At 63.1% G+C, this 20877-nt stretch carries 21 protein-coding genes; all 21 read left to right on the top strand.

Going from position 1 to position 20877, the window contains the following annotated elements; all coding sequences use genetic code 11:
* Positions 1 to 88: 88 nt before the first annotated feature.
* The 21 genes from secY (at position 89) to ACXAEH_RS17025 (ending at position 20871) form a co-directional block, all read left to right on the top strand.
* Complete coding sequence (gene secY / locus ACXAEH_RS16925; RefSeq protein WP_039125961.1) at positions 89 to 1453, top strand: preprotein translocase subunit SecY; 1365 nt, start codon at positions 89 to 91, stop codon at positions 1451 to 1453.
* Positions 1450 to 2031, top strand: a complete 582-nt coding sequence (locus ACXAEH_RS16930) for an adenylate kinase (protein ID WP_475034407.1) — start codon at positions 1450 to 1452, stop codon at positions 2029 to 2031. The genes secY and ACXAEH_RS16930 overlap by 4 nt, the downstream gene beginning before the upstream one ends.
* Positions 2032 to 2271: 240 nt before the next feature.
* Positions 2272 to 2757, top strand: a complete 486-nt coding sequence (locus tag ACXAEH_RS16935; RefSeq protein ID WP_475034409.1) for a hypothetical protein — start codon at positions 2272 to 2274, stop codon at positions 2755 to 2757.
* Between the two features lie 208 nt (positions 2758 to 2965).
* Positions 2966 to 3334, top strand: a complete 369-nt coding sequence (gene rpsM / locus ACXAEH_RS16940; RefSeq protein ID WP_019298012.1) for a 30S ribosomal protein S13 — start codon at positions 2966 to 2968, stop codon at positions 3332 to 3334.
* Positions 3335 to 3348: 14 nt separating this feature from the next.
* Positions 3349 to 3738 carry a 30S ribosomal protein S11 gene (gene rpsK, locus ACXAEH_RS16945; RefSeq protein WP_008560534.1) on the top strand — a complete coding sequence of 130 codons (390 nt, stop codon included), beginning with the start codon at positions 3349 to 3351 and terminating at the stop codon, positions 3736 to 3738.
* Between the two features lie 113 nt (positions 3739 to 3851).
* Positions 3852 to 4868 (top strand): DNA-directed RNA polymerase subunit alpha, encoded by a 1017-nt coding sequence (locus tag ACXAEH_RS16950; protein WP_222456102.1) that lies wholly within the window; start codon positions 3852 to 3854, stop codon positions 4866 to 4868.
* A gap of 130 nt (positions 4869 to 4998) precedes the next feature.
* Positions 4999 to 5427 carry a 50S ribosomal protein L17 gene (gene rplQ / locus ACXAEH_RS16955; protein WP_475034411.1) on the top strand — a complete coding sequence of 143 codons (429 nt, stop codon included), beginning with the start codon at positions 4999 to 5001 and terminating at the stop codon, positions 5425 to 5427.
* Between the two features lie 172 nt (positions 5428 to 5599).
* Positions 5600 to 8011 (top strand): CHASE3 domain-containing protein, encoded by a 2412-nt coding sequence (locus ACXAEH_RS16960; RefSeq protein WP_475034413.1) that lies wholly within the window; start codon positions 5600 to 5602, stop codon positions 8009 to 8011.
* A 322-nt stretch (positions 8012 to 8333) separates the two neighbouring features.
* Positions 8334 to 9413: a 3-deoxy-7-phosphoheptulonate synthase gene (locus ACXAEH_RS16965; protein WP_475034414.1), complete on the top strand. Its 1080-nt coding sequence runs from the start codon at positions 8334 to 8336 to the stop codon at positions 9411 to 9413.
* 83 nt (positions 9414 to 9496) lie between these two features.
* The gene (locus ACXAEH_RS16970) at positions 9497 to 9634 is read left to right on the top strand and encodes a hypothetical protein (RefSeq protein WP_475035642.1); all 138 of its coding nucleotides are present in this window, start codon (positions 9497 to 9499) and stop codon (positions 9632 to 9634) included.
* A complete protein-coding gene (locus ACXAEH_RS16975; RefSeq protein WP_475034416.1) occupies positions 9595 to 10188 on the top strand; it encodes a TauD/TfdA family dioxygenase in 594 nt (197 codons plus the stop codon). The genes ACXAEH_RS16970 and ACXAEH_RS16975 overlap by 40 nt, the downstream gene beginning before the upstream one ends.
* A 226-nt stretch (positions 10189 to 10414) precedes the next feature.
* Positions 10415 to 11806: a trypsin-like peptidase domain-containing protein gene (locus ACXAEH_RS16980; RefSeq protein WP_475034418.1), complete on the top strand. Its 1392-nt coding sequence runs from the start codon at positions 10415 to 10417 to the stop codon at positions 11804 to 11806.
* A gap of 86 nt (positions 11807 to 11892) precedes the next feature.
* The gene (locus ACXAEH_RS16985; RefSeq protein ID WP_475034420.1) at positions 11893 to 13197 is read left to right on the top strand and encodes a replication-associated recombination protein A; all 1305 of its coding nucleotides are present in this window, start codon (positions 11893 to 11895) and stop codon (positions 13195 to 13197) included.
* Between the two features lie 164 nt (positions 13198 to 13361).
* A complete protein-coding gene (gene crcB / locus ACXAEH_RS16990) occupies positions 13362 to 13742 on the top strand; it encodes a fluoride efflux transporter CrcB (RefSeq protein ID WP_475034422.1) in 381 nt (126 codons plus the stop codon).
* Positions 13739 to 14785, top strand: coding sequence for an RluA family pseudouridine synthase (locus ACXAEH_RS16995; protein ID WP_475034424.1), 1047 nt, complete (start codon positions 13739 to 13741; stop codon positions 14783 to 14785). The genes crcB and ACXAEH_RS16995 overlap by 4 nt, the downstream gene beginning before the upstream one ends.
* Entirely contained in the window at positions 14782 to 15450 is a 669-nt protein-coding gene (locus ACXAEH_RS17000; RefSeq protein WP_475034425.1) for an HAD-IA family hydrolase, read from the top strand. The genes ACXAEH_RS16995 and ACXAEH_RS17000 overlap by 4 nt, the downstream gene beginning before the upstream one ends.
* Positions 15451 to 15454: 4 nt before the next feature.
* A complete protein-coding gene (locus ACXAEH_RS17005) occupies positions 15455 to 16159 on the top strand; it encodes an ATP12 family chaperone protein (protein ID WP_475034427.1) in 705 nt (234 codons plus the stop codon).
* 231 nt (positions 16160 to 16390) lie between these two features.
* Complete coding sequence (locus ACXAEH_RS17010; protein ID WP_475034428.1) at positions 16391 to 17407, top strand: amino acid ABC transporter substrate-binding protein; 1017 nt, start codon at positions 16391 to 16393, stop codon at positions 17405 to 17407.
* Positions 17408 to 17532: 125 nt separating this feature from the next.
* The gene (locus ACXAEH_RS17015; RefSeq protein ID WP_475034430.1) at positions 17533 to 18765 is read left to right on the top strand and encodes an amino acid ABC transporter permease; all 1233 of its coding nucleotides are present in this window, start codon (positions 17533 to 17535) and stop codon (positions 18763 to 18765) included.
* Between the two features lie 3 nt (positions 18766 to 18768).
* Positions 18769 to 20067, top strand: a complete 1299-nt coding sequence (locus ACXAEH_RS17020) for an amino acid ABC transporter permease (RefSeq protein WP_475034432.1) — start codon at positions 18769 to 18771, stop codon at positions 20065 to 20067.
* 12 nt (positions 20068 to 20079) lie between these two features.
* Positions 20080 to 20871, top strand: coding sequence for an amino acid ABC transporter ATP-binding protein (locus tag ACXAEH_RS17025; RefSeq protein WP_424979926.1), 792 nt, complete (start codon positions 20080 to 20082; stop codon positions 20869 to 20871).
* The last annotated feature ends 6 nt before the right edge of the window (positions 20872 to 20877 follow it).

Consider the following 20877-nt stretch of genomic DNA (forward strand, 5'->3'; position numbering starts at 1 on the left):
CGCTTACATAGTCTTCGAGTTTTCCCAAGACGCCGCCCGAGCCGGAAAACGGTTCCGGGCGGCGTTTCGCTAAAGAAGAGACCTTTTCATGGTATCAGCAGCAGAACAAATGGCGGCGAACACCAGCTGGGCGGCCCTTGGCAAAGCCACGGATCTGCGCAACCGCATCCTGTTCACCATCGGCCTTTTGATTGTCTACCGCCTGGGCACCTTCATTCCGGTTCCGGGAATCGACGCCGAAGCCCTGCGCCAGTTCATGGAGCAGGCGGGCCAGGGCATCGGCGGCATGGTGTCGATGTTCACCGGCGGCGCGCTTGGCCGGATGGGGATTTTTGCCCTGGGCATCATGCCCTATATTTCCGCCTCGATTATTGTTCAGCTTCTGACCTCGATGGTGCCCTCGCTTGAGCAGCTCAAGAAAGAGGGCGAGCAGGGCCGCAAGAAGATCAACCAGTACACCCGCTACGGTACCGTGGCGCTGGCGACTGCACAGGCCTACGGCCTCGCCGTGTCGCTGGAGCAGGGCGACCTGGCCACCGATCCGGGCATGTATTTCCGCATGGCCTGCATGATCACCCTTGTGGGCGGCACCATGTTCCTGATGTGGCTGGGCGAGCAGATCACCCAGCGCGGCGTCGGCAACGGCATTTCGCTGATCATCTTCGTCGGCATCATCGCCGAGGTTCCGGCCGCGATTGCCCAGTTCTTCGCCTCCGGCCGCTCCGGCGCGATCAGCCCGGCGGTGATCATCGGCGTGATCGTCATGGTGGTTGCGGTGATCATGTTCGTGGTGTTCATGGAACGCGCGCTGCGCAAGATCCACATCCAGTACCCGCGCCGCCAGGTCGGCATGAAGGTCTATGACGGCGGCTCCAGCCATCTGCCGGTCAAGGTGAACCCGGCGGGCGTTATCCCGGCGATCTTTGCCTCCTCGCTTCTGCTGCTGCCGACCACCATTTCGGCGTTCTCCTCGGGTGCGGCCACCGGTCCGGTGATGTCCTGGCTCCTGGCCAACTTCGGCCCCGGCCAGCCGCTGTACCTCTTGTTCTTCGTGGCGATGATCGTGTTCTTTGCCTATTTCTACACCTTCAACGTCTCCTTCAAACCGGAAGACGTTGCCAACAACCTGAAGAACCAGAACGGTTTTGTTCCCGGCATCCGCCCGGGCAAGAAAACCGCGGAATACATCGAGTATGTGGTGAACCGCATCCTGGTTCTGGGCTCCGGCTACCTGGCCCTGGTCTGCCTGCTGCCGGAGGTCCTCCGCGGCCAATTCGCCATCCCGGTATATTTTGGCGGCACATCCGTTCTGATTGTGGTATCCGTCACCATGGACACCATTCAGCAGGTGCAAAGCCACCTCCTCGCGCATCAGTATGAGGGCCTTATCGAGAAGAGCCAGCTGCGCGGGCGCAACAAGAAACGGACAAAACGGGGACCCTCTCGCCGATGACCAATATTATTCTGCTGGGCCCGCCGGGCGCAGGCAAAGGAACGCAAGCCAGCCACTTGGTGGAATCCCGCAACATGACCCAGCTGTCCACCGGCGACATGCTGCGCGAAGCCCAGACCTCCGGCACCGAAATGGGCAAGAAGGTCGCGGCGATCATGGCCGAAGGCAAGCTGGTCACCGACCAGATCGTGATCGGCCTGATCCGCGAGAAGCTGCAGGAAGGCTCCGAAGGCGGGTTCATCTTCGACGGCTTCCCGCGCACCCTGCCGCAGGCGGATGCGCTGGCCAAGCTGCTGGACGAGATGGGGCTCAAGCTGAATACGGTCATCGAGATGCAGGTCGATGACGAGGTGCTGGTCGAGCGCGTCGTCAACCGCGCCGCCGAAGCCAAGGCCGCAGGCAAGCCCGTGCGCGCCGATGACACCGCGGAGGCCATGCGCACCCGGCTGATGGAGTACTACAAGAAGACCTCGCCGCTGATCGGCTACTACTATGCCAAGGGCAACCTGCAGCGGATCGACGGCATGGACACCATCGACGAAGTCCGCAAGTCGATCGACTGGATCATGGGCAGCTAAGGCCTATGCCAAAATGAATCGCAAACGCCCTGTGCAGAGAATGCACGGGGCGTTTTTTTGATTCTAGCCGCTTTTCGGAAGAGTGGTCAGTTCAATGGTCAATCGCTGAAGGTGGTTTTAGTTGAGCATCCAGGCTGCAACTCTGGATGGACAGTCATTGCTATTGCAACCTTTTTGATTGACTGCGTATTTAGAATGCTGCACGCCAACGAATTTTGCCTAGTGACTGAGGAGACTCCAATGAAGAAATTTATTGTTATGGTTAGTTTGCTAGCATTGTCTGCCTGTGCCAGTACTACCGTAACTCCTATTTCGAAGAATTCCTTCATACTTGATACAAGTGCAGCGCCTGCGTGCGGACGATCAGGTGCGGCTAAGGTCGCCGCAAAAATGGCTGCAGTTGAGACGATTAGAGCGGGCTACGATGGTTTCATTATCCAAGGGATGCAATCTGCAAACAACGTACAGATTGTGAACACTGCTCCAACAGGCGCGACAACCAATTCCACTTACAATGTTTATGGAAACAACGTTTACGGACAATCCCACACGACGTTCACCGGTGGCGGACCCATTGCCTTTGGTTCCCATGATCAACGTCTTGCTGTCGTCATGTTAAAGAAGGGGGAGCCAGGATTCTCCAAGGCAGTGGATGCACGTGTTTTTCTTGGCGAAAACTGGCAGTCGCTTGCGGAAAAGGGTGTCTCCACTTGTAGCGCAGCATAAAGCCAAGCCATAGGTGGCAACGGGGTTGACTGCACTGGAAATACCAAATACCCAGCCCCATCCCTTCTGGGAATGATTCCCGGCGGCAGGATTCGTCCGTCCGCCAAACTACCTCGAAATGCTGGACCCTCTGGCCACACTGCCACGGTCAAGTGTTGTGAAAAAAGGTTCCGGCGCTACGGAACCGCAACGAAAAGGAAAGTGACACGTGGCACGTATTGCCGGCGTTAACATCCCGACTGCAAAGCGGGTTCCCATCGCCCTCACCTACATCACCGGTATCGGCAACACCTCGGCGAAAGCCATCTGCGAGGCTGTTGGCATCGACGCAACCCGTCGTGTGAACGAACTGTCCGACGCTGAAGTCCTGGCCGTGCGCGAGCACATCGACGCCAACTACACCGTCGAAGGCGACCTGCGCCGTGAAGTGACCATGAACATCAAGCGTCTGATGGACCTGGGCTGCTACCGTGGCCTGCGCCACCGCCGCAACCTGCCGGTCCGCGGTCAGCGTACCCACACCAACGCCCGCACCCGCAAGGGCCCGGCGAAGCCGATCGCCGGCAAGAAGAAGTAAGGGGGGCTTGATCAATGGCACGCGATAAAACCCGCATTAAGCGCAAAGAGCGTAAGAACATCGCTTCTGGCGTTGCGCATGTGAACTCGTCGTTCAACAACACCAAAATCCTGATCTCCGATGTGCAGGGCAACGCGATCTCCTGGTCGTCCGCCGGCACCATGGGCTTCAAAGGCTCGCGGAAATCCACTCCTTACGCGGCGCAGATGGCTGCTGAGGATGCGGGCAAGAAAGCCCAGGATCACGGTGTGAAAACCCTGGAAGTCGAAGTTCAGGGCCCCGGTTCGGGCCGTGAATCGGCGCTGCGCGCTCTGGCCGCCATCGGTTTCAACATCACCTCGATCCGTGATGTGACCCCGATCGCGCACAACGGCTGCCGTCCGCCGAAGCGCCGCCGCGTCTAATTTCGATTTTTTGCTGGGGCCCCGCTTGATTCGCAGGGCCCCAGTGCGTCATTTAAACCTCGGGCGTCCTTGGCCTTCTGGACATGGGGCAAGGACAGGAATGGAGGGAACGCATGATCCATAAGAACTGGGCAGAGCTGATCAAGCCGGCACAGCTGGAAGTGAAGCCGGGCAACGATCCTGCACGCCAGGCAACTGTCGTCGCAGAGCCGCTGGAACGCGGTTTTGGCCTGACCCTGGGCAACGCGCTGCGCCGCGTTCTGATGAGCTCGCTGCAAGGCGCCGCCATCACCAGCGTGCAGATCGACAACGTGCTGCACGAGTTTTCCAGCGTTGCCGGTGTGCGTGAAGACGTCACCGACATCATCCTGAACCTCAAAGGCGTGTCCCTGCGCATGGAAGTCGAAGGCCCCAAGCGCCTGTCGATCAATGCCAAGGGCCCGGCCGTTGTCACCGCAGGCGACATCGCCGAGACCGCGGGCATCGAGGTTCTGAACCGCGATCACGTGATCTGCCACCTGGATGATGGCGCTGACCTGTTCATGGAACTGACCGTGAACACCGGCAAAGGCTATGTCTCGGCAGACAAGAACAAGCCGGAAGACGCACCGATCGGCCTGATTCCGATCGACGCGATCTATTCGCCGGTCAAGAAGGTCTCCTATGACGTTCAGCCGACCCGTGAGGGCCAGGTTCTGGACTATGACAAGCTGACCATGAAGGTGGAAACCGACGGCTCCATCACCCCTGATGACGCCGTGGCCTTTGCCGCCCGCATCCTGCAGGACCAGCTGTCGATCTTCGTCAACTTCGACGAGCCGGAATCGGCTGGCCGCCAGGACGAGGACGACGGTCTCGAGTTCAACCCGCTCCTGCTGAAGAAAGTGGACGAGCTGGAACTGTCTGTGCGTTCGGCAAACTGCCTGAAGAACGACAACATCGTCTACATCGGCGACCTGATCCAGAAGACCGAAGCGGAGATGCTGCGCACCCCGAACTTCGGCCGCAAGTCGCTGAACGAGATCAAGGAAGTGCTGTCGGGCATGGGCCTGCACCTGGGCATGGACGTCGAGGACTGGCCGCCGGACAACATCGAAGATCTGGCCAAGAAGTTCGAAGACAGCTTCTAAGAGATTGGGCGGCCCAAGGGCCGCCCGAAATGCCCCGGCTGCGGGGGAATACAAGGGCATCCGCCCCAAGGTGAGCAGCTGACACGCATCAGCCGCCTGACAAAGCAAAACGCAAAGAAGGAATTGAAAAATGCGTCACGCACGTGGTTACCGCCGCCTGAACCGTACTCATGAGCACCGTAAAGCCCTGTTCTCGAACATGGCCGGCTCGCTGATCGAGCACGAGCAGATCAAGACCACCCTGCCCAAAGCAAAAGAACTGCGCCCGATCATCGAAAAGCTGATCACTCTGGCAAAACGCGGCGACCTGCACGCCCGCCGTCAGGCAGCTTCCAAGCTGAAAGAGGACAAGGACGTCGCGAAACTGTTCGAGGTTCTGGGCCCGCGCTACAAGGACCGTCAGGGCGGCTATGTCCGTGTCCTGAAGGCCGGCTTCCGTTACGGCGACATGGCTCCGATGGCGATCATCGAGTTCGTCGACCGCGACGTTTCCGCCAAAGGCGCCGCCGACAAGGCCCGCCTGGAAGCAGAAGAAGCAGCTGCAGAAGCTGAAGAATAAGACGCTTTGAACCCCCGGGTTCACCTGTCAGCCCCCGCTCCGCCCGGAGCGGGGGTTTTTCGTTCCGCACCGGCAATCTGAGGATGTTTAGAATTCACTTTCTGTGCGAAAGGGAATCGTAATTTTCTTTTGGTTTGACTGTCGCATCCAAGAAAACTCCGGAACGGATGCGATGACGAAGAAGAAAACTTCCGCGGCCAGGCGGTTCTCCCTGGCAAACCTCAGCACCAAGGCAAAAATTGTTTCAGTGGCGATGTTTCCGCTGCTGCTGGTGCTGGGCGTCGGCGTTTTGGCCGTTGTCGATCTGGGCCGGATGGAAGAGGCCTCAGGCGACGTGGCGCACGCGCAGGAGATCCTGAGCGAGTCGCAGGCGCTGGCAGAGGCCGCAGCGGGAATGGAAGCCGGGCTGCGGGGCTATCTGCTGGCAGGCCGCGAGGAATATCTGGTGCCCTTCGAGGAGGGCCGCGCCGATGTGGCCGAAGCCTTGCAGAACCTGCGGGCGCTGGCCGCGGGTGATGCGGCGCTGACGACGAACCTGGACGAAGCGGAGCAGACGCTGACCGGCTGGCAGGACACTGTTGCCGCGGCTGCCATCGGACTGCGCCGCGAAATCGGCGACGCGATGACCATGAACGATATGGCCGATGAAGTGAAACAGTCCAAGGGCCGCGTGTTCTTTGATGAATTCCGCGCCGAGGTTGCCAGGATCATCGAGGAGGAGGAGGTCAACCTTGCCGACCGGCGCAACACCTTTACCTCCCTGGTGAACGCAGGGATCGCGGATCCGGACTATTTGAACACCTCACTGGAAGCGGTCGAGAAGACCCACAAGACGATCAGCACCGCCAAGGACCTGATGGCCGCTGCCGTGGACATGGAAACCGGTATGCGGGGGTATTTGCTGGCGGGCGACCGGGAATTCCTCACCCCGTTCATGGAGGGCAGCACCCGTCTGCGGTCGGTCATGGGCTCACTGCGGCTGGCCATGATCGAGGATACGATTCAATTGAACCGCCTGGATGCGGCATCCAAGATCATCGACAACTGGCGCAAGGATGTTGCCGTCCCGATGATTCAGCTGCGCCGGGACATCGGTGACGCGGCCACCATGGATGATATGGCGGATTTCGTGGCCCAGGGCCAGGGCAAGGCCTATTTCGACAGCTTTCGCGCCACCATGGCCGCGCTTGAAACCAAGGCGGCGGGCATCATGGCCGCAAGCCGCGCCGCCAGCGAGGAGATTACCGCCCAGACCCGGATGATGATCCCGGCGGCGATCGGCGCCGCAATCCTGATCGGCGCGGTGATGGCGCTGGTCACCGGCTCCGGCATTGCGTCCGGCATCCGCCGCATCGTGGTGTCGATGCGCGGCCTGGCCGAAGGCAACAATGCCGTGGAGATCCAAGGCGGGAACCGCGGCGACGAAGTGGGCGAAATGGCCCGCGCGCTGGAGAAATTCCGCGATGAACTGGTCAAGATGCAGGAGGCTGAGCAGCAGAAAGCCGAAGGCAAGGATGCCGAGCTGAAGGGGGTGATCGAGGAGCTGAGCAACCGTTTGTCGCGGCTGTCCGAAGGCGATCTGACGATCCGCATCGACGACGCCTTCCCGGAGGACTACGAGCAGCTGCGCACCGATTTCAACGGCTCGATCGACAATCTCAACGCAGTGGTGCAGCAGGTGATCGCTGCCGCCTCCAGCATCCGCAACGGCTCCTCCGAGATCAGCCAGGCGGCGGACGACCTGTCGCGCCGCACCGAAAGCCAGGCAGCGACGCTGGAGCAGACCGCAGCGGCCATCGACGAGCTGACTGCCAGCGTGCGGTCAGCGGCAGAGGGCGCGCGCAACGTGGAAACCACTGTGCAGGAGGCGCGCCAGGAGGCCGCCAGCAGCGGTGAAGTGGTACAAAGCGCGGTGGCGGCGATGAGCGGCATCGAAGAGGGCTCCAGCAAGATCTCGCAGATCATCTCGGTGATCGACGACATCGCCTTCCAGACCAACCTCTTGGCGCTGAACGCAGGCGTCGAGGCTGCCCGCGCAGGCGAGGCAGGCCGCGGCTTTGCGGTGGTCGCCTCCGAGGTGCGGGCGCTGGCGCAGCGGTCCTCGGATGCAGCCATGGAGATCAAGACATTGATCGGCGACAGCACCCAGCAGGTGGCGCAGGGGGTTGATCTGGTCGGCCGGGCCGGCGACGCGCTGCAATCCATCGCCGCACGGGTCAGCCATATCTCCCAGCTGGTCTCCGAGATCGCCGAGGGCGCGGAGGAGCAGTCCACCGGCCTGGGCGAGATCAACACCGGGGTGACGCAGCTGGACCAGGTGACCCAGCAGAATGCGGCCATGGTGGAGGAAACCACCGCCGCAGGCCATCTGCTGAACACCGACGCCAGCAAGCTGACCGGCCTTGTCGCCCATTTCAAGGTGGCAGAGGGGGCAGCGGATCAGGCGGCACAGCCTGCACCGGCGCTGCCGGACGCGGCAGCAGAGCCTTCTGCCCATGGCGATGGCTGGGCGGAGGAGGCTGCTCCGGTGCCCGCCGCCGCCGCGCAGGGCAATGCGGCCCGCGATCTGTGGCAGGACTTCTGACCTGCCTGGCCAGGCTTGAACCGGCAGGCGCAACAAGGGCAGGCTTTCCCCGGCGGACAGCCTGCCCGCCTGTTGCCGCTGAAACGCCTCGCAGAGCATTTCCGGGGTGACAGGCCTGCGAATCTCCGTTAGCGTCCGCAGCATGACCCGCACCGCAATCGCATTCTGGTATTTCTATTATCCGCGCCACATGGCGGACGGAGGGGTCAGCGCATTCTGAAAAACCAGTCAGAACGCACCAGGATACCAACCAGCCGCCCGCATCCGCAGGCGGCTTTTTTCATGCCCGCCGGCGAGGGGCCCCCGCCAGGAAAGCAAGGACATGACACCGCAAACCGAAAACCTCCGCATCACCGGCATGCAGGAACTGATCTCGCCCGAGGATCTCGCGCAGCAGATGCCCGCCAGCGCCGCTGCAACCGGCACCGTGCTGGCCAGCCGGACTGCGATCCAGAACGTGCTGCATGGGCGCGACGGCCGGCTGATTGCCGTGGTCGGCCCCTGTTCGATCCACGACCCCAAGGCGGCGATGGAATACGCCGAACGGCTGGCGCCGCTGCGCCAGCGCCTGGCCGGACAGCTGGAGATCGTGATGCGGGTCTACTTCGAAAAGCCCCGCACCATCTCGGGCTGGAAGGGGCTGATCAACGATCCCGGCCTCGACGGCTCTTTCCGCATCAACGAAGGCCTGGGGCTGGCCCGCCGCCTGTGCCTGGACATCAACGCGCTGGGACTGCCGGTCGGAACCGAATTCCTGGACACCGCGGTGCCGCAGTACATCTCTGATCTGGTCGCCTGGGCCGCGATCGGCGCCCGCACCACCGAAAGCCAGATCCACCGCGAAATGGCCTCGGGGCTTTCCTGCCCGGTGGGCTTCAAGAACGGCACCCGCGGCAATGTGCAGATCGCGGTGGATGCGGTGCGCTCGGCAGCGCATCCGCATCATTTCATGGCGCTGGCCAAATCCGGCCGCGCGGCGATTGCCGCCACCAGCGGCAACCCGGACTGCCACCTGATCCTGCGCGGCGGCGGCGGCACCAACTATGACGCGGCCTCCGTCGATGCGGCCTGCCGGCTGGCGGAAAAGGACGGCATCCGCGGCCATGTGATGATCGACGCCAGCCACGCCAACAGCGGCAAGGATCCGATGCAGCAGCCCGCGGTGCTGGCGGATGTGGCGGCGCAGATTGCAGGCGGCGACCGCCGGATCACCGGGGTGATGGTGGAAAGCCACCTGGTGGCGGGCCGCCAGGACCTGGGCAAGGGCGGCCTCACCTATGGCCAGTCCATCACCGATGGCTGCCTGGGCTGGGAGGATACGGTGGCTGCGCTGGAGACGCTGGCGGACGCCGTTGCCAAACGCGGCGCCGCAGCGGAGGTGCCGGGTCTGGCGGAGGCCTGAAGCCCCGCCCGGGCAGGCGCATTGCCGCGCGTGGCTTTTCACGCAGGCAAGGGGAAGCCCGGCGGCAAAGCAGTTTCGGTTGCATGCCGCTGCGCATCCCGCATCCTTTGGGCAAGGCCGCCGCAGCGGGGCAGGACAGCATGCCGGACCAATTGCCGGAACGGACCGGCAGCCCGGCGGCGTGGACCGGGAAGGATATGCAGGTGCATCCCGAACGCTGACTGGTGCGGCTGTCTGCGGAGGACATCGCCGGTCTGGAGCGGGCCGCGCGGCACTGCCTCAGCCTTGGACACGTGCGCGGCATCGGCGCAGATGCCCGGGATCCGAATACCCGCATCTGCCAGACCCGCGCGCGCCAGAGCTTCCACACCGGCAGCCCGATGTCCCTGAAGGGATGCAGCCCTTTATGACCATTCCGCCGCTGAGCTGGCACGCGGGCAAATTCACCGTGTTCTGCCAGCGCCAGTACAGCGGCAGCGCCAAGCGGTTTCCCGAAGCCATGCGGCTGACGCCGGAACATGTGCAGGCGCTGGACATGTTCGACGCCCTGGCCAGCGATCCGGCGCTGCATCTGGCCATGCGGCTGCAGCCGGGCGGCATGCCGTTTGTCTGCAGCCACCCGCAGTTGCACGGCCGCACCGGGTTCACCGGCTGGCCGGAGCCGGGCCGCCGGGAGCTGCCGGAGTGTTTCAAGCAGCGCTACGGCAGCATCACCCCCGGCAGCCGTGGCGGCATCATCACCAAGGGCACAAGGCTGCACGCACCGCTGGATTGAGCCCTGCCTGCTGCTTCTTTCTGGTCAGAAATACTCCGGGGTGAATTGGCCGCCAGGCCAAGAGGGGCAGCGCCCCTCTTTCTATCAAACCCGCGGGGCAGCGTTCCTCTTTCTTTCAAACCTGCGGGGCAGCACTCCTCTGCCCGGGCCGGTCCCGGCCGCCTCCCGCCTTGCAATCCGGGCGCGTCCTTCGCATATCCTTCGGGCAACAAACGCTGGAGCCCGCATGATCCGACCCGCCCTGACCGCCCTCGCCCTCATCCTGGCCCTGCCTGCCGCCGCGGAAACCCAAGTGCCGCAGAGCCAGGCGGAGATCGCGCTGGGCTTTGCGCCGCTGGTCAAACAGGCCTCACCCGCGGTGGTGAATATCTATGCCAAGGTGGTGCGCCAGGTGCAGCAGCGCCGCCGCTCGCCGTTCATGAACGACCCGTTTTTTGATGACTTCTTCGGCGGCTTTGCCAAGCCGCAGCCGCGAGTAGAAAACTCGCTGGGCTCCGGCGTGATCCTGTCGGGCGACGGCATTGTGGTGTCCAATTACCATGTGGTGGGCATGGCCACTGAAATCCGCGTGGTGACGGCGGACCGGCGCGAATACAATGCGCGGGTGATCCTGGGCGACAAGGCCAGCGACCTGGCAATCCTGCAGCTGGAGGCGGCCGAAGACTTGCCGTATCTGCCGCTGCGTAACAGCGACCAGGTCGAAGTGGGTGAGCTGGCGCTGGCAATCGGCAACCCGTTCGGGGTCGGCCAGACCGTCAGCAGCGGCATCATCTCAGGCCTTGCGCGCACCGGCATGGGGGCCGGCGACGGCTTTGGCTACTACATCCAGACCGACGCGCCGATCAACCCGGGCAATTCGGGCGGTGCGCTGATCGGCATGAATGGCGAGCTGATCGGCATCAACACCCGCATCCTGTCGCGCTCCGGCGGCTCCAACGGTATCGGCTTTGCCATTCCCGCCAATCTGGTGAAGGAGTTCGTCAGCCAGGCCCGCCGCGGCTCGGAAGAGTTCCAGCGCCCCTGGGCGGGCATGGCCGGGCAGCCGGTGGACGCGGATCTGGCGGCCTCGCTGGGGATGGATCTGCCCGAGGGCATGGTGGTCTCTGACCTGCACCGGGAAAGCCCTTTTGCGAAAGCGGGGTTCAAGGTGGGCGATGTGATCACCCAGGTGGACGGCGAGGTGGTGAATTCGCCTTCCGAAATGGTGTTCCGGATGTCGGTGGCGGGGCTGGACGGGCTGTCCACGATCACCCGGCTGCGCGGCGGTGCGCGGGAAGAGATCGAGGTGCCGATGATCGCGGCGCCGGATCAGCCGCCCGCCAATCCGGTGCAGCTGGATGAAAGGACCGCGCTGCCGGGCCTGATCGTGGCGCGGATCAATCCGCAGGTGATTGCCCGGCTTGGCCTGCCGCTCTCGTCCGAAGGCGTGGTGGTCACCGATCCCGGGCCTTATGCGGGCCGCGGCGGCGTGCAGCCGGGCGACCAGCTGCTGGCGGTCAACGGCCAGGCGGTTGGCAGCCCGGATGACGTTTATGCGGTCCTGTCGGACAGCGGCCGGTGGATCCAGATCGACCTGCAGCGCCGCGGCCGCCATATGTCGCTGCGGTTCCGTCTCTGACGGCAGGCGGCAATTGACGCTTGACGGGCGGGTCTTGCCGGAGCACGCATCAGGCAGGCGAGGTCACCGCGAAAGCGAGGGTAACAATGGCGGATCTTTTTGATGCAGGCGGTGCACAGGGGGCGCAGCCGCTGGCGGCAGCGTTGCGGCCGCGGTCGCTGGATGATGTGATCGGCCAAAAGGCGCTGACTGCGGAAGGCTCTATCCTGCGGCGCCGGATTGCGGCCGGCCAGCTGGGCAGCATTGTGCTGTACGGCCCGCCGGGGATCGGCAAGACCTCGATTGCGCGGGCCACGGGCGAGATGCTCAGCAAGGAGTTCCGCCAGCTGCATGCCACCCGCGCCGGCGTCAAGGATATCCGCCAGCTGGCCGATGAGGCACGGATCCGGCCGCTGCTGATATTTGTGGACGAGGTGCACAGGTTCTCGGCGACCCAGGCCGATGACCTCTTGGCGATCTGCGAGGACGGCACCGCCGATTTCATCGGCGCCACCACCCAGAACCCTTATACCGCGCTGCCGAAGGCGCTTGTGTCCCGCTCCACCATCCTGAAGCTGGAGCCGATCCCGATCGAGGATATGGAGGAGGTGCTGGACCGCGGGCTGCGCCAGCTTGCGGGGGCAGGCGTTGAGGTGGTTTTGAGCGCCGAGCAGATGCGGGTGATCGCGGGCCGCTCGGGCGGCGATGCGCGCCGGGCGCTGACAACGCTGGAAAGCCTGGCCATCGGCCATGCGGGTGGGCAGGTTGAGGTCACGGACGCCATGCTGGAGGAGGCCTACAGGGCGGCACCGGTTAACCACGACCGCTCGGGCGATCAGCACTATGACGTGATCTCTGCCTTCATCAAGTCGATGAGGGGGGGAGACCCGGATGCGGTGCTTTACTGGCTGGCGCGTCTGATCCACGGCGGTGAGGATCCGCGTTTCATTGCGCGGCGCATCATGATCCAGGCCTCCGAGGACGTGGGCCTGGCCGACAACACGGCGCTGCAGACGGCGGTGGCCGCGGCGCAGGCGGTGGAGATGGTCGGCTTGCCGGAGGTGCAGATCATCCTCGCCCATGCGGCGCTGCATGTGGCCCGTGCGCCGAAATCCGGCTCTGCCAACCACGGCATTGCAGCGGCGCTGGCAGCGGTGGCGAAGGAGCCGCCGATGGCGGTGCCGCTGCATCTGCGTGACGCGCACTACCAGGGGGCGGCGGAGCTGGGCCATGAGGGTTACCGCAGCCCGCATAAGGACCCGCGCGGCTGGGTCGACCAGCCCTATGCGCCGGAGGGCGCGCCGGGCCGGTTTTATGTGAGCGATGCGCGGCAGTCGCCGACCTTTGAAAAGCGCGCCGATGAGTATTGGGAGCGGCTGACCGGCAGGCCGGTGCCGAAGCGGTTTGGCTGACGCCGGGCTGTCCGGCTTTCCTGGAGGAAAACCGGTGCCTCCGGCGGGAGTATTTTAAACCAGAAAGAAGCAGCAGGCCCGGCCTGGCCGGTCCGCGGAGCCTTGCGTGCGGTGCAACGCGGGGAAAACTTGACATCTCCGTACGCGCGCGCGACAGGACGGGGATGATGTCTTCGGTTACCATGGTCGCCTTTGGCGGCGCTGTTGGCGCAGTGTGCCGCTATCTAACCGGGCTGGGGGTGATCCGTCTGCTGGGCCATCACGATTTCCCGGTGGCGGTGCTGATGGTGAACATCCTTGGCTCCTTTCTGATGGGGGTCTTTGTGGTGGCGGCGGCGATGCGGGACCTGACTTGGGCAAGCCCCCTGGTGATGACCGGGCTGATGGGCGGTTTCACCACCTTCTCGGCGTTCTCATTGGAGACCGCCAACCTGATCGAGCGCGGCGCCTTCGGGCAGGCGGCGCTGTATGTAGCTTTGTCCGTGGGCCTGTCGGTCGGCGGCTTGTTTCTGGGCCTGATGGCCGGAAGGGGAGTGTTCGCATGAGCGGCGTTCAGATGATTACCGTCAGCGAAGACGATGGCGGCCAGCGCATTGACCGCTGGCTGCGGCGGCTGTTTCCGCATGTGAACCAGGGCCGCATCGAGAAGATGTGCCGCAAGGGCGAGCTGCGCTTGGATGGCGGCCGGGTGAAAGCCAATACCCGCGTCGAGGCGGGGCAGGTGGTGCGGGTGCCGCCGCTGGCGGACAGCGATCTGAAACCGGCCGCGCCGCGCGAGACGAAAATCTCGGACGCCGATGCCAAGATGATCCAGGCTTGCGTCATTTACCGCGACGATGATGTGATCGTGCTGAACAAGCCCGCAGGGCTGGCGGTGCAGGGCGGCTCCGGCACCACCAAGCATGTGGATGGTCTGGCAGAGGCGCTGAAGTTCGGGCTGGAAGAGAAGCCCAAGCTGGTGCACCGGATTGACAAGGACACATCCGGCGTCTTGGTGCTGGCGCGCAACCGCAAGGCCGCGCAGGCGCTGACGGCGGCTTTCCGGCACAAGAACACCCGCAAGATATACTGGGCTTTGGTCGCGGGCGTGCCGACGCCGTACCTGGGCGAGATCAAGAACGGGCTGGTGAAGGCGCCGGGGCATGGCAAGTCCGGTGAAGGCGAGAAGATGATCAACGTGCATCCGCACGACATCGACGACACCTATGGCGCCAAGCGGGCGCATACGCTTTATGCGACGCTTTACCGGGTGGCCAGCCGGGCCGCCTGGGTGGCGATGGAACCCATTACGGGGCGCACCCACCAGCTGCGGGCGCATATGTCCGGCATGGGCCATCCCATCGCGGGTGACGGTAAATACGGCGGCTCGGGGCAGGAGAACCTGGGCGACGGCTGGGGCGCCTCGATCGGCGGGGTGATCTCCAAGAAGCTGCACCTGCATGCGCGCCGGATGGTGTTTGAGCACCCGGTGACGCGCAAAGACATTTCGGTGGTGGCGCCGCTGCCGGAGCATATGAAGGAAAGCTGGGACACCTTCGGCTGGACCGAGGACCTGGCCGCCGATGACCCGTTTGAGGATCTGAAGTGAGCGCGCCCTTGCGGCTGATCCTGTTTGATGTGGACGGCACCCTGGCCGATAGCCAGGGGGCGATCACCGGGGCTATGGCCGAGGCTTTTCAAGGGCTTGGCCTGGAAGTTCCGGCGCGCAATGCGATCCTGTCGATTGTCGGGCTGTCGCTGCCCTTGGCGATGAAAGAGCTGGCGCCGGGACAGGATGCCGCTACCGTCGAGGCGCTGGTTGAAGGGTATAAGTCCTCGTATATGCTGTCCCGCCAGGCGGCGGGGGCGGCGCATTCGCCGCTGTATCCGGGCACGCGGGAGATGCTGATGGAGCTGAATGCGGTGCCGGAATATCTGCTGGGCGTGGCGACGGGCAAGTCGCAGCGGGGCGTGGATGCCTTGATCGCGGCGCATGGGCTGGAGTGTTTCGTGACCCGGCAGGTGGCGGATCATCACCCGTCAAAGCCGCATCCCTCGATGGTGCTGACAGCGATGGCGGAGACCGGGGTGGAGCGCGGCAGCACTGTGATGATCGGCGACACGCGGTTTGACATTGAGATGGGCAAGGCGGCGGGGGTTACCACCATTGCCGTGCCCTGGGGATACCATCCGGCAGAGACATTGGGCGCCGATTACCTGATCCGCGATTTTACGGAGCTGCGGCCGCTGCTGGCAGAGATTTGGAAAGGCTGAGGGCATGAGCAACTGGGCACAGAAACGGTTCTGGAAAGAGGTCTCGTTGGCGGAGGCCGAAGGCGGGTTTGCGGTGGAACTGGACGGCCGCCGGGTGAAGACACCGGCCAAGGCGCCGCTGGTGGTGCCGACACGGGAGATGGCCGGTGCGGTGGCGGCTGAGTGGGACGCGCAGACCGAATCAGTTGACCCCGGGACCATGCCGTTCACCCGTTCCGCCAATGCGGCGATTGACAAGGTGACACATCAGCACAGCGAAGTTGCCGCCATGCTGGCTGAATATGGCGATTCCGACCTGTTGTGCTACCGCGCCGACACGCCTGCTGAGTTGACGTTGCGTCAAGCGGACGAATGGGACCCGGTGCTGGACTGGGCCGCTGAAGCGCTGGGCGCCCGGCTGCAGCCCCGGACCGGCGTTCTGCATCAGCCGCAGGACCCGGAGGCGCTGGAAGTCCTCGCCCGCAAGGTTCATGCGATGAGCCCGTTCCAACTGGCCGGATTTCACGATTTGGTAGGGATTTCCGGGTCTTTGGTGCTTGGCTTTGCTGCTGCGCAGGGCTGGCGCGGGGCGGATGAGATCTGGCAGTTGTCGCGGCTGGATGAACGCTGGCAGGAAGAGCAGTGGGGCGAGGATGAGGAAGCCCAGGCCGCTGCGGAAGTGAAACGCCAGGAGTTTCTGCACGCCAAGCGCTTCTACGATTTTTCCTGAGAGTTCAGAAAATTACCTATCGAGGGCTCCGCGCGCCATAAAATTATACGCCGGAATAATTTGTGCGGAGCCCGAACATCGAATTTCCTGATAGCACCCTTGACGTTTGTTGATGAATGCGCCCAGAATTGGGCGCGAATTAGGGGTAAACCCTTCTTCGGTCTCATTTCCGGCGGGGGATCGCTGGAAAATAAGAACCGCCGAATGGCGGGCTATCAGGAAGAGGTAAAAATGAAAAAATCCGTATTTTTGGGCGCAATGGCCTTTGCCGGTCTTGCGGCTGGCGCAGCATCTGCCGGCACGCTGGACGACGTGAAAGCGCGCGGCAAGCTGAACTGCGGCGTGACCACCGGCCTGGTCGGCTTTGCGGCTCCGAATGCGAGCGGGGAATGGGAAGGTTTTGACGTTGCCGTCTGCCGTGCTGTGGCTGCAGCCGTGCTGGGCGACTCGACCGCTGTGGAATTCGTGCCGACCACCGGCAAGACCCGCTTTACCGCGCTGGCGTCGGGCGAAATCGACATGCTGGCCCGCAACACCACCTGGACCTTCAGCCGCGATGTCGACCTGAAGTTCGAATTCGTGGGCGTCAACTACTATGACGGCCAGGGCTTCATGGTGCCGAAAGAGCTGGGCGTCAGCTCGGCCAAGGAACTGGACGGCGCCACCGTCTGCATCCAGACCGGCACCACCACCGAGCTGAACCTGGCGGACTTCTTCCGCTCCAACAACATCTCTTATGAGCCGGTGCCGATCGAGACCAACGCGGAAGCCCAGCAGCAGTATCTGGCTGGCTCCTGCGACGTCTACACCACCGACGCCTCCGGCCTGGCAGCAACCCGCGCCACCTTCGACGATCCGTCGGGCCACGCGATTCTGCCGGAAATCATCTCCAAGGAGCCGCTGGGCCCGCTGGTCCGCCATGGCGACCACGAGTGGGGCGACGTTGTCCGCTGGACCCTGAACGCGATGATCGCTGCGGAAGAGCTGGGTGTGACCTCGGCCAACATCAGCGAGATGTCCGCAGGCACCGACAACCCGGAAATCAATCGCCTGCTGGGCACCGAAGGCACCCTGGGCGAAATGCTGGGCCTGTCGGCTGACTGGGCGAAAAACGCAGTTGCCGCCAACGGCAACTACGGCGAAGTGTTTGCCAAGACCATCGGTGAAGACACCCCGGTCGGCCTGGCGCGCGGCCTGAACGCTCAGTGGACCGAAGGCGGCCTGCTGTACGCACCGCCGTTCCGCTAAACACATCAACGGGAAGGGCGCAGGACACTCCTGCGCCCTTTTCCTATCTGCAAAAAGCTCCGGACTGCTGCGGAGCGGGGACAACCCCGCCAGGATAGACCACCGGAGCCAGGGGATCACAATTCATGTCAACGTTGACTGACCCGCCGAACGAAGGGTTTCGGCTGTCTATGCTCATCAACGACACCCGTTACCGGTCACTGACCTTCCAGGTAATCGCGGCTGTCGTTCTTGCCCTGTGCATTTGGTATCTTGGAAACAATCTGATCCAGAACCTCCGCGCTGCCGGGCTCAATATTTCCTATGCGTTCCTCGGCGACTCGGCCGGCTATGACATCAACCAGCGCCTGGTTGAGTATGACAGCCAGTCCAGTCACGCCCGCGCTGCCCTGGTCGGCCTGCTGAACACACTGCTGGTGGCCTTCCTGGCCTGTATCACGGCGACTGTCTTCGGGGTGGTGGCCGGTGTTCTGCGGCTCTCCAACAACTGGCTCGTCTCCAAGCTGATGGCGGTCTATGTGGAGATCTTCCGCAACATCCCGGTGCTGATCTGGATCATCATCATCTTCACCATCATGACGGCGGTGCTGCCGGGTCCGCGGGCGTTCCGCGGCGATGATGCCACCTCGAGCATGCTGTTTGACGCCTTTGCCTTCACCAACCGCGGCATCTACATCCCGATGCCTTGGTTCGAGAACGGCATTTTTGCCAGCACCGCGATGAACTGGCTGCTGGTACTGGCCGGTTTCGCGGGCTCCTGGATTGCGGCGCATCAGATCAACGTCTGGGCCAATAACAAGCAGGAAGCCACCGGTGTGCGGCCCAAGACCCTGTCGCTGATCCTCGCGGCGTGGCTGGTGCCGTTCCTGGCGCTGATGCTGATCATGGGGCTGACCTGGGAATACCCTGAGCTGAAGGGCTTCAACTTCAAGGGCGGCATCAAGATCGGCGGCCCGCTGATCGCGCTGTGGTTTGCCCTGTCGATCTACACCGGCGCCTTTATTGCGGAAAACGTCCGGGCCGGCATCCAGGCGGTGTCCAAGGGCCAGACCGAAGCCGCGTCGGCCCTGGGCCTGCGTCCGCGCCGGGTGATGAACCTGGTGGTTCTGCCGCAGGCGCTGCGGGTGATCATCCCGCCGTTGATCTCCAACTTCCTCAACATTACCAAGAACTCCTCGCTGGCGATTGCCGTGGGCTATGCGGATATCACCGCAACTCTGGGCGGGATCACCCTGAACCAGACCGGCCGCGCCATTGAATGTGTTCTCCTCTTGATGCTGTTCTACCTGACCGCCTCGCTGGTGATCTCGATGGTCATGAACGTTTACAACGCATCCGTGAAGTTGAAGGAGCGCTGAGACATGACTGATCAGACAACCAACTCCATTGCCTTTGTCGCCGACGGCACCATCCCGCCGTCGCCGCCGCCTGCGGGCGAAACCGGCCCCATCAAATGGCTGCGCGAGAATCTGTTCTCCAATGCCGTCAACTCGGTCCTGACCATCCTGGCGCTGATCGCGATCTATATGATCCTTGCCAGGATCCTGCCCTGGGTTCTGAACGGCGTCTGGACCACCAGCTCGCTGGCGGAATGCCGCGAAGTGCTGAGCGGCAAGACCGGCGCCTGTTTCTCGGTGCTGACCGAGCGCTGGAACCAGCTGCTCTATGGTTTCAAATACCCGACAGACCAGTACTGGCGCCCGAACCTGGCCCTGGTGCTGCTGCTGGTGGCGATTGCGCCGGTGCTGTTCTTTGACCTGCCGCGCAAGCTGCTGGCCTTTACCGCCGTCTACCCCTTCCTGGCCTTCTGGCTGATCTGGGGCGGCACCATCATGGCGCCGGTCGTGGCGCTGGTTGGCTTTGCGGCTGGCGCCTTTGTGTTCCAGACTTACGGCAAGAGCAGCTTTGCCATCGGCTTTTTCGGGGCGATTGCGGCGGCCTTTGCGGTCTGGATCCTGGGCGGCGCGCTGATCCCCGAAGGGGCATCGGAAAACGCCATGCTGCAGGCTGTGCCCTCGCGCGATCTGGGCGGCTTCATGCTGAACCTGATGCTGGGTGTCACCTGTGTGTCGCTGTCGCTGCCCTTGGGCATCGCGCTGGCGCTGGGCCGTCAGTCGGATATGCCGCTGATCAAGTGGATCTGCGTGATCTTCATTGAATTTGTGCGCGGCGTGCCGCTGATCACCCTGCTGTTTGTGGCATCGGTGATGCTGGCCTATTTCTTCCCGCCGGAAAGCACCGTCGACCTGTTCCTGCGCGTGGTGATCATGATCACCATGTTCTCGGCAGCCTATATCGCCGAGGTGATCCGCGGCGGCCTGGCGGCCTTGCCAAAGGGACAGTACGAAGCGGCAGACAGCCTTGGCCTGGACTACCCCCAGGCGATGCGGCTGATCATCCTGCCGCAGGCGCTGAAGATCTCCATCCCGGGCATCGTGAACGTGGCCGTCGGCCTGTTCAAGGACACCACCCTGGTTTCGGTCATTTCGATGTTCGACCTGGTTGGCATGATCCGCGGCCCGATCCTCGCCTCCACCGAGTGGAACGGGGTCTACTGGGAGCTTCTGGGCTTTGCGGCCTTGCTGTTCTTCGTCGTCTGCTACGGCATTTCTCAATACTCACAGTGGCTCGAGCGCCGTCTCGCCACCGACCACCGTTAAGGAGTTCAACATATGTCTGAACTTATGTCCGACCGCCAAATCGACCGCTCCAAGATGCAGGTGAGCGACGAGGTCGCTATCGAAATCAATGGCATGAACAAGTGGTACGGCTCGTTCCACGTGCTGCGTGACATCAACCTGACCGTCAATCAGGGCGAGCGGATCGTGATCGCCGGCCCCTCGGGCTCCGGCAAATCCACCCTGATCCGCTGTCTCAATGCACTGGAAGAGCACCAGCAGGGCAAGATCGTCGTCGATGGCACCGAACTGTCCAACGACTTGAAAAACATCGACAAGATCCGCTCCGAAGTGGGCATGGTGTTTCAGCACTTCAACCTGTTCCCGCATCTGACCATCCTGGAGAACTGCACCCTGGCGCCGATCTGGGTCCGCAAAACGCCCAAAAAAGAGGCCGAGGAGCGGGCGATGCATTTCCTGGAAAAGGTGAAGATCCCGGAGCAGGCCCACAAGTATCCCGGCATGCTGTCGGGCGGCCAGCAGCAGCGGGTGGCGATTGCGCGCTCGCTTTGCATGATGCCGCGGATCATGCTGTTTGATGAACCCACATCGGCGCTGGACCCGGAGATGATCAAGGAGGTGCTCGACACCATGATCGAGCTGGCTGAGGAAGGCATGACGATGCTCTGCGTGACCCACGAGATGGGTTTTGCCCGCCAGGTGGCAAACCGGGTGATCTTCATGGACGCGGGCCAGATCGTCGAACAGAACGAGCCCGAGGAGTTCTTCAACAACCCGAAAAGCGACCGCACCAAGCTGTTCCTCAGCCAGATCCTGGGGCACTGAAGGCAG

Source organism: Leisingera sp. ABM4_060, from assembly GCF_056158765.1.

Bases quoted from the DNA above. Each gene is read 5' to 3' on its own strand.
- secY (WP_039125961.1), top strand. From the start codon at position 89: ATGGTATCAGCAGCAGAACAAATGGCGGCGAACACCAGCTGGGCGGCC.
- ACXAEH_RS16930 (WP_475034407.1), top strand. From the start codon at position 1,450: ATGACCAATATTATTCTGCTGGGCCCGCCGGGCGCAGGCAAAGGAACG.
- ACXAEH_RS16935 (WP_475034409.1), top strand. From the start codon at position 2,272: ATGAAGAAATTTATTGTTATGGTTAGTTTGCTAGCATTGTCTGCCTGT.
- rpsK (WP_008560534.1), top strand. From the start codon at position 3,349: ATGGCACGCGATAAAACCCGCATTAAGCGCAAAGAGCGTAAGAACATC.
- ACXAEH_RS16950 (WP_222456102.1), top strand. From the start codon at position 3,852: ATGATCCATAAGAACTGGGCAGAGCTGATCAAGCCGGCACAGCTGGAA.
- rplQ (WP_475034411.1), top strand. From the start codon at position 4,999: ATGCGTCACGCACGTGGTTACCGCCGCCTGAACCGTACTCATGAGCAC.
- ACXAEH_RS16960 (WP_475034413.1), top strand. From the start codon at position 5,600: ATGACGAAGAAGAAAACTTCCGCGGCCAGGCGGTTCTCCCTGGCAAAC.
- ACXAEH_RS16965 (WP_475034414.1), top strand. From the start codon at position 8,334: ATGACACCGCAAACCGAAAACCTCCGCATCACCGGCATGCAGGAACTG.
- ACXAEH_RS16970 (WP_475035642.1), top strand. From the start codon at position 9,497: ATGCCGCTGCGCATCCCGCATCCTTTGGGCAAGGCCGCCGCAGCGGGG.
- ACXAEH_RS16980 (WP_475034418.1), top strand. From the start codon at position 10,415: ATGATCCGACCCGCCCTGACCGCCCTCGCCCTCATCCTGGCCCTGCCT.
- ACXAEH_RS16985 (WP_475034420.1), top strand. From the start codon at position 11,893: ATGGCGGATCTTTTTGATGCAGGCGGTGCACAGGGGGCGCAGCCGCTG.
- crcB (WP_475034422.1), top strand. From the start codon at position 13,362: ATGATGTCTTCGGTTACCATGGTCGCCTTTGGCGGCGCTGTTGGCGCA.
- ACXAEH_RS16995 (WP_475034424.1), top strand. From the start codon at position 13,739: ATGAGCGGCGTTCAGATGATTACCGTCAGCGAAGACGATGGCGGCCAG.
- ACXAEH_RS17005 (WP_475034427.1), top strand. From the start codon at position 15,455: ATGAGCAACTGGGCACAGAAACGGTTCTGGAAAGAGGTCTCGTTGGCG.
- ACXAEH_RS17010 (WP_475034428.1), top strand. From the start codon at position 16,391: ATGAAAAAATCCGTATTTTTGGGCGCAATGGCCTTTGCCGGTCTTGCG.
- ACXAEH_RS17015 (WP_475034430.1), top strand. From the start codon at position 17,533: ATGTCAACGTTGACTGACCCGCCGAACGAAGGGTTTCGGCTGTCTATG.
- ACXAEH_RS17020 (WP_475034432.1), top strand. From the start codon at position 18,769: ATGACTGATCAGACAACCAACTCCATTGCCTTTGTCGCCGACGGCACC.
- ACXAEH_RS17025 (WP_424979926.1), top strand. From the start codon at position 20,080: ATGTCTGAACTTATGTCCGACCGCCAAATCGACCGCTCCAAGATGCAG.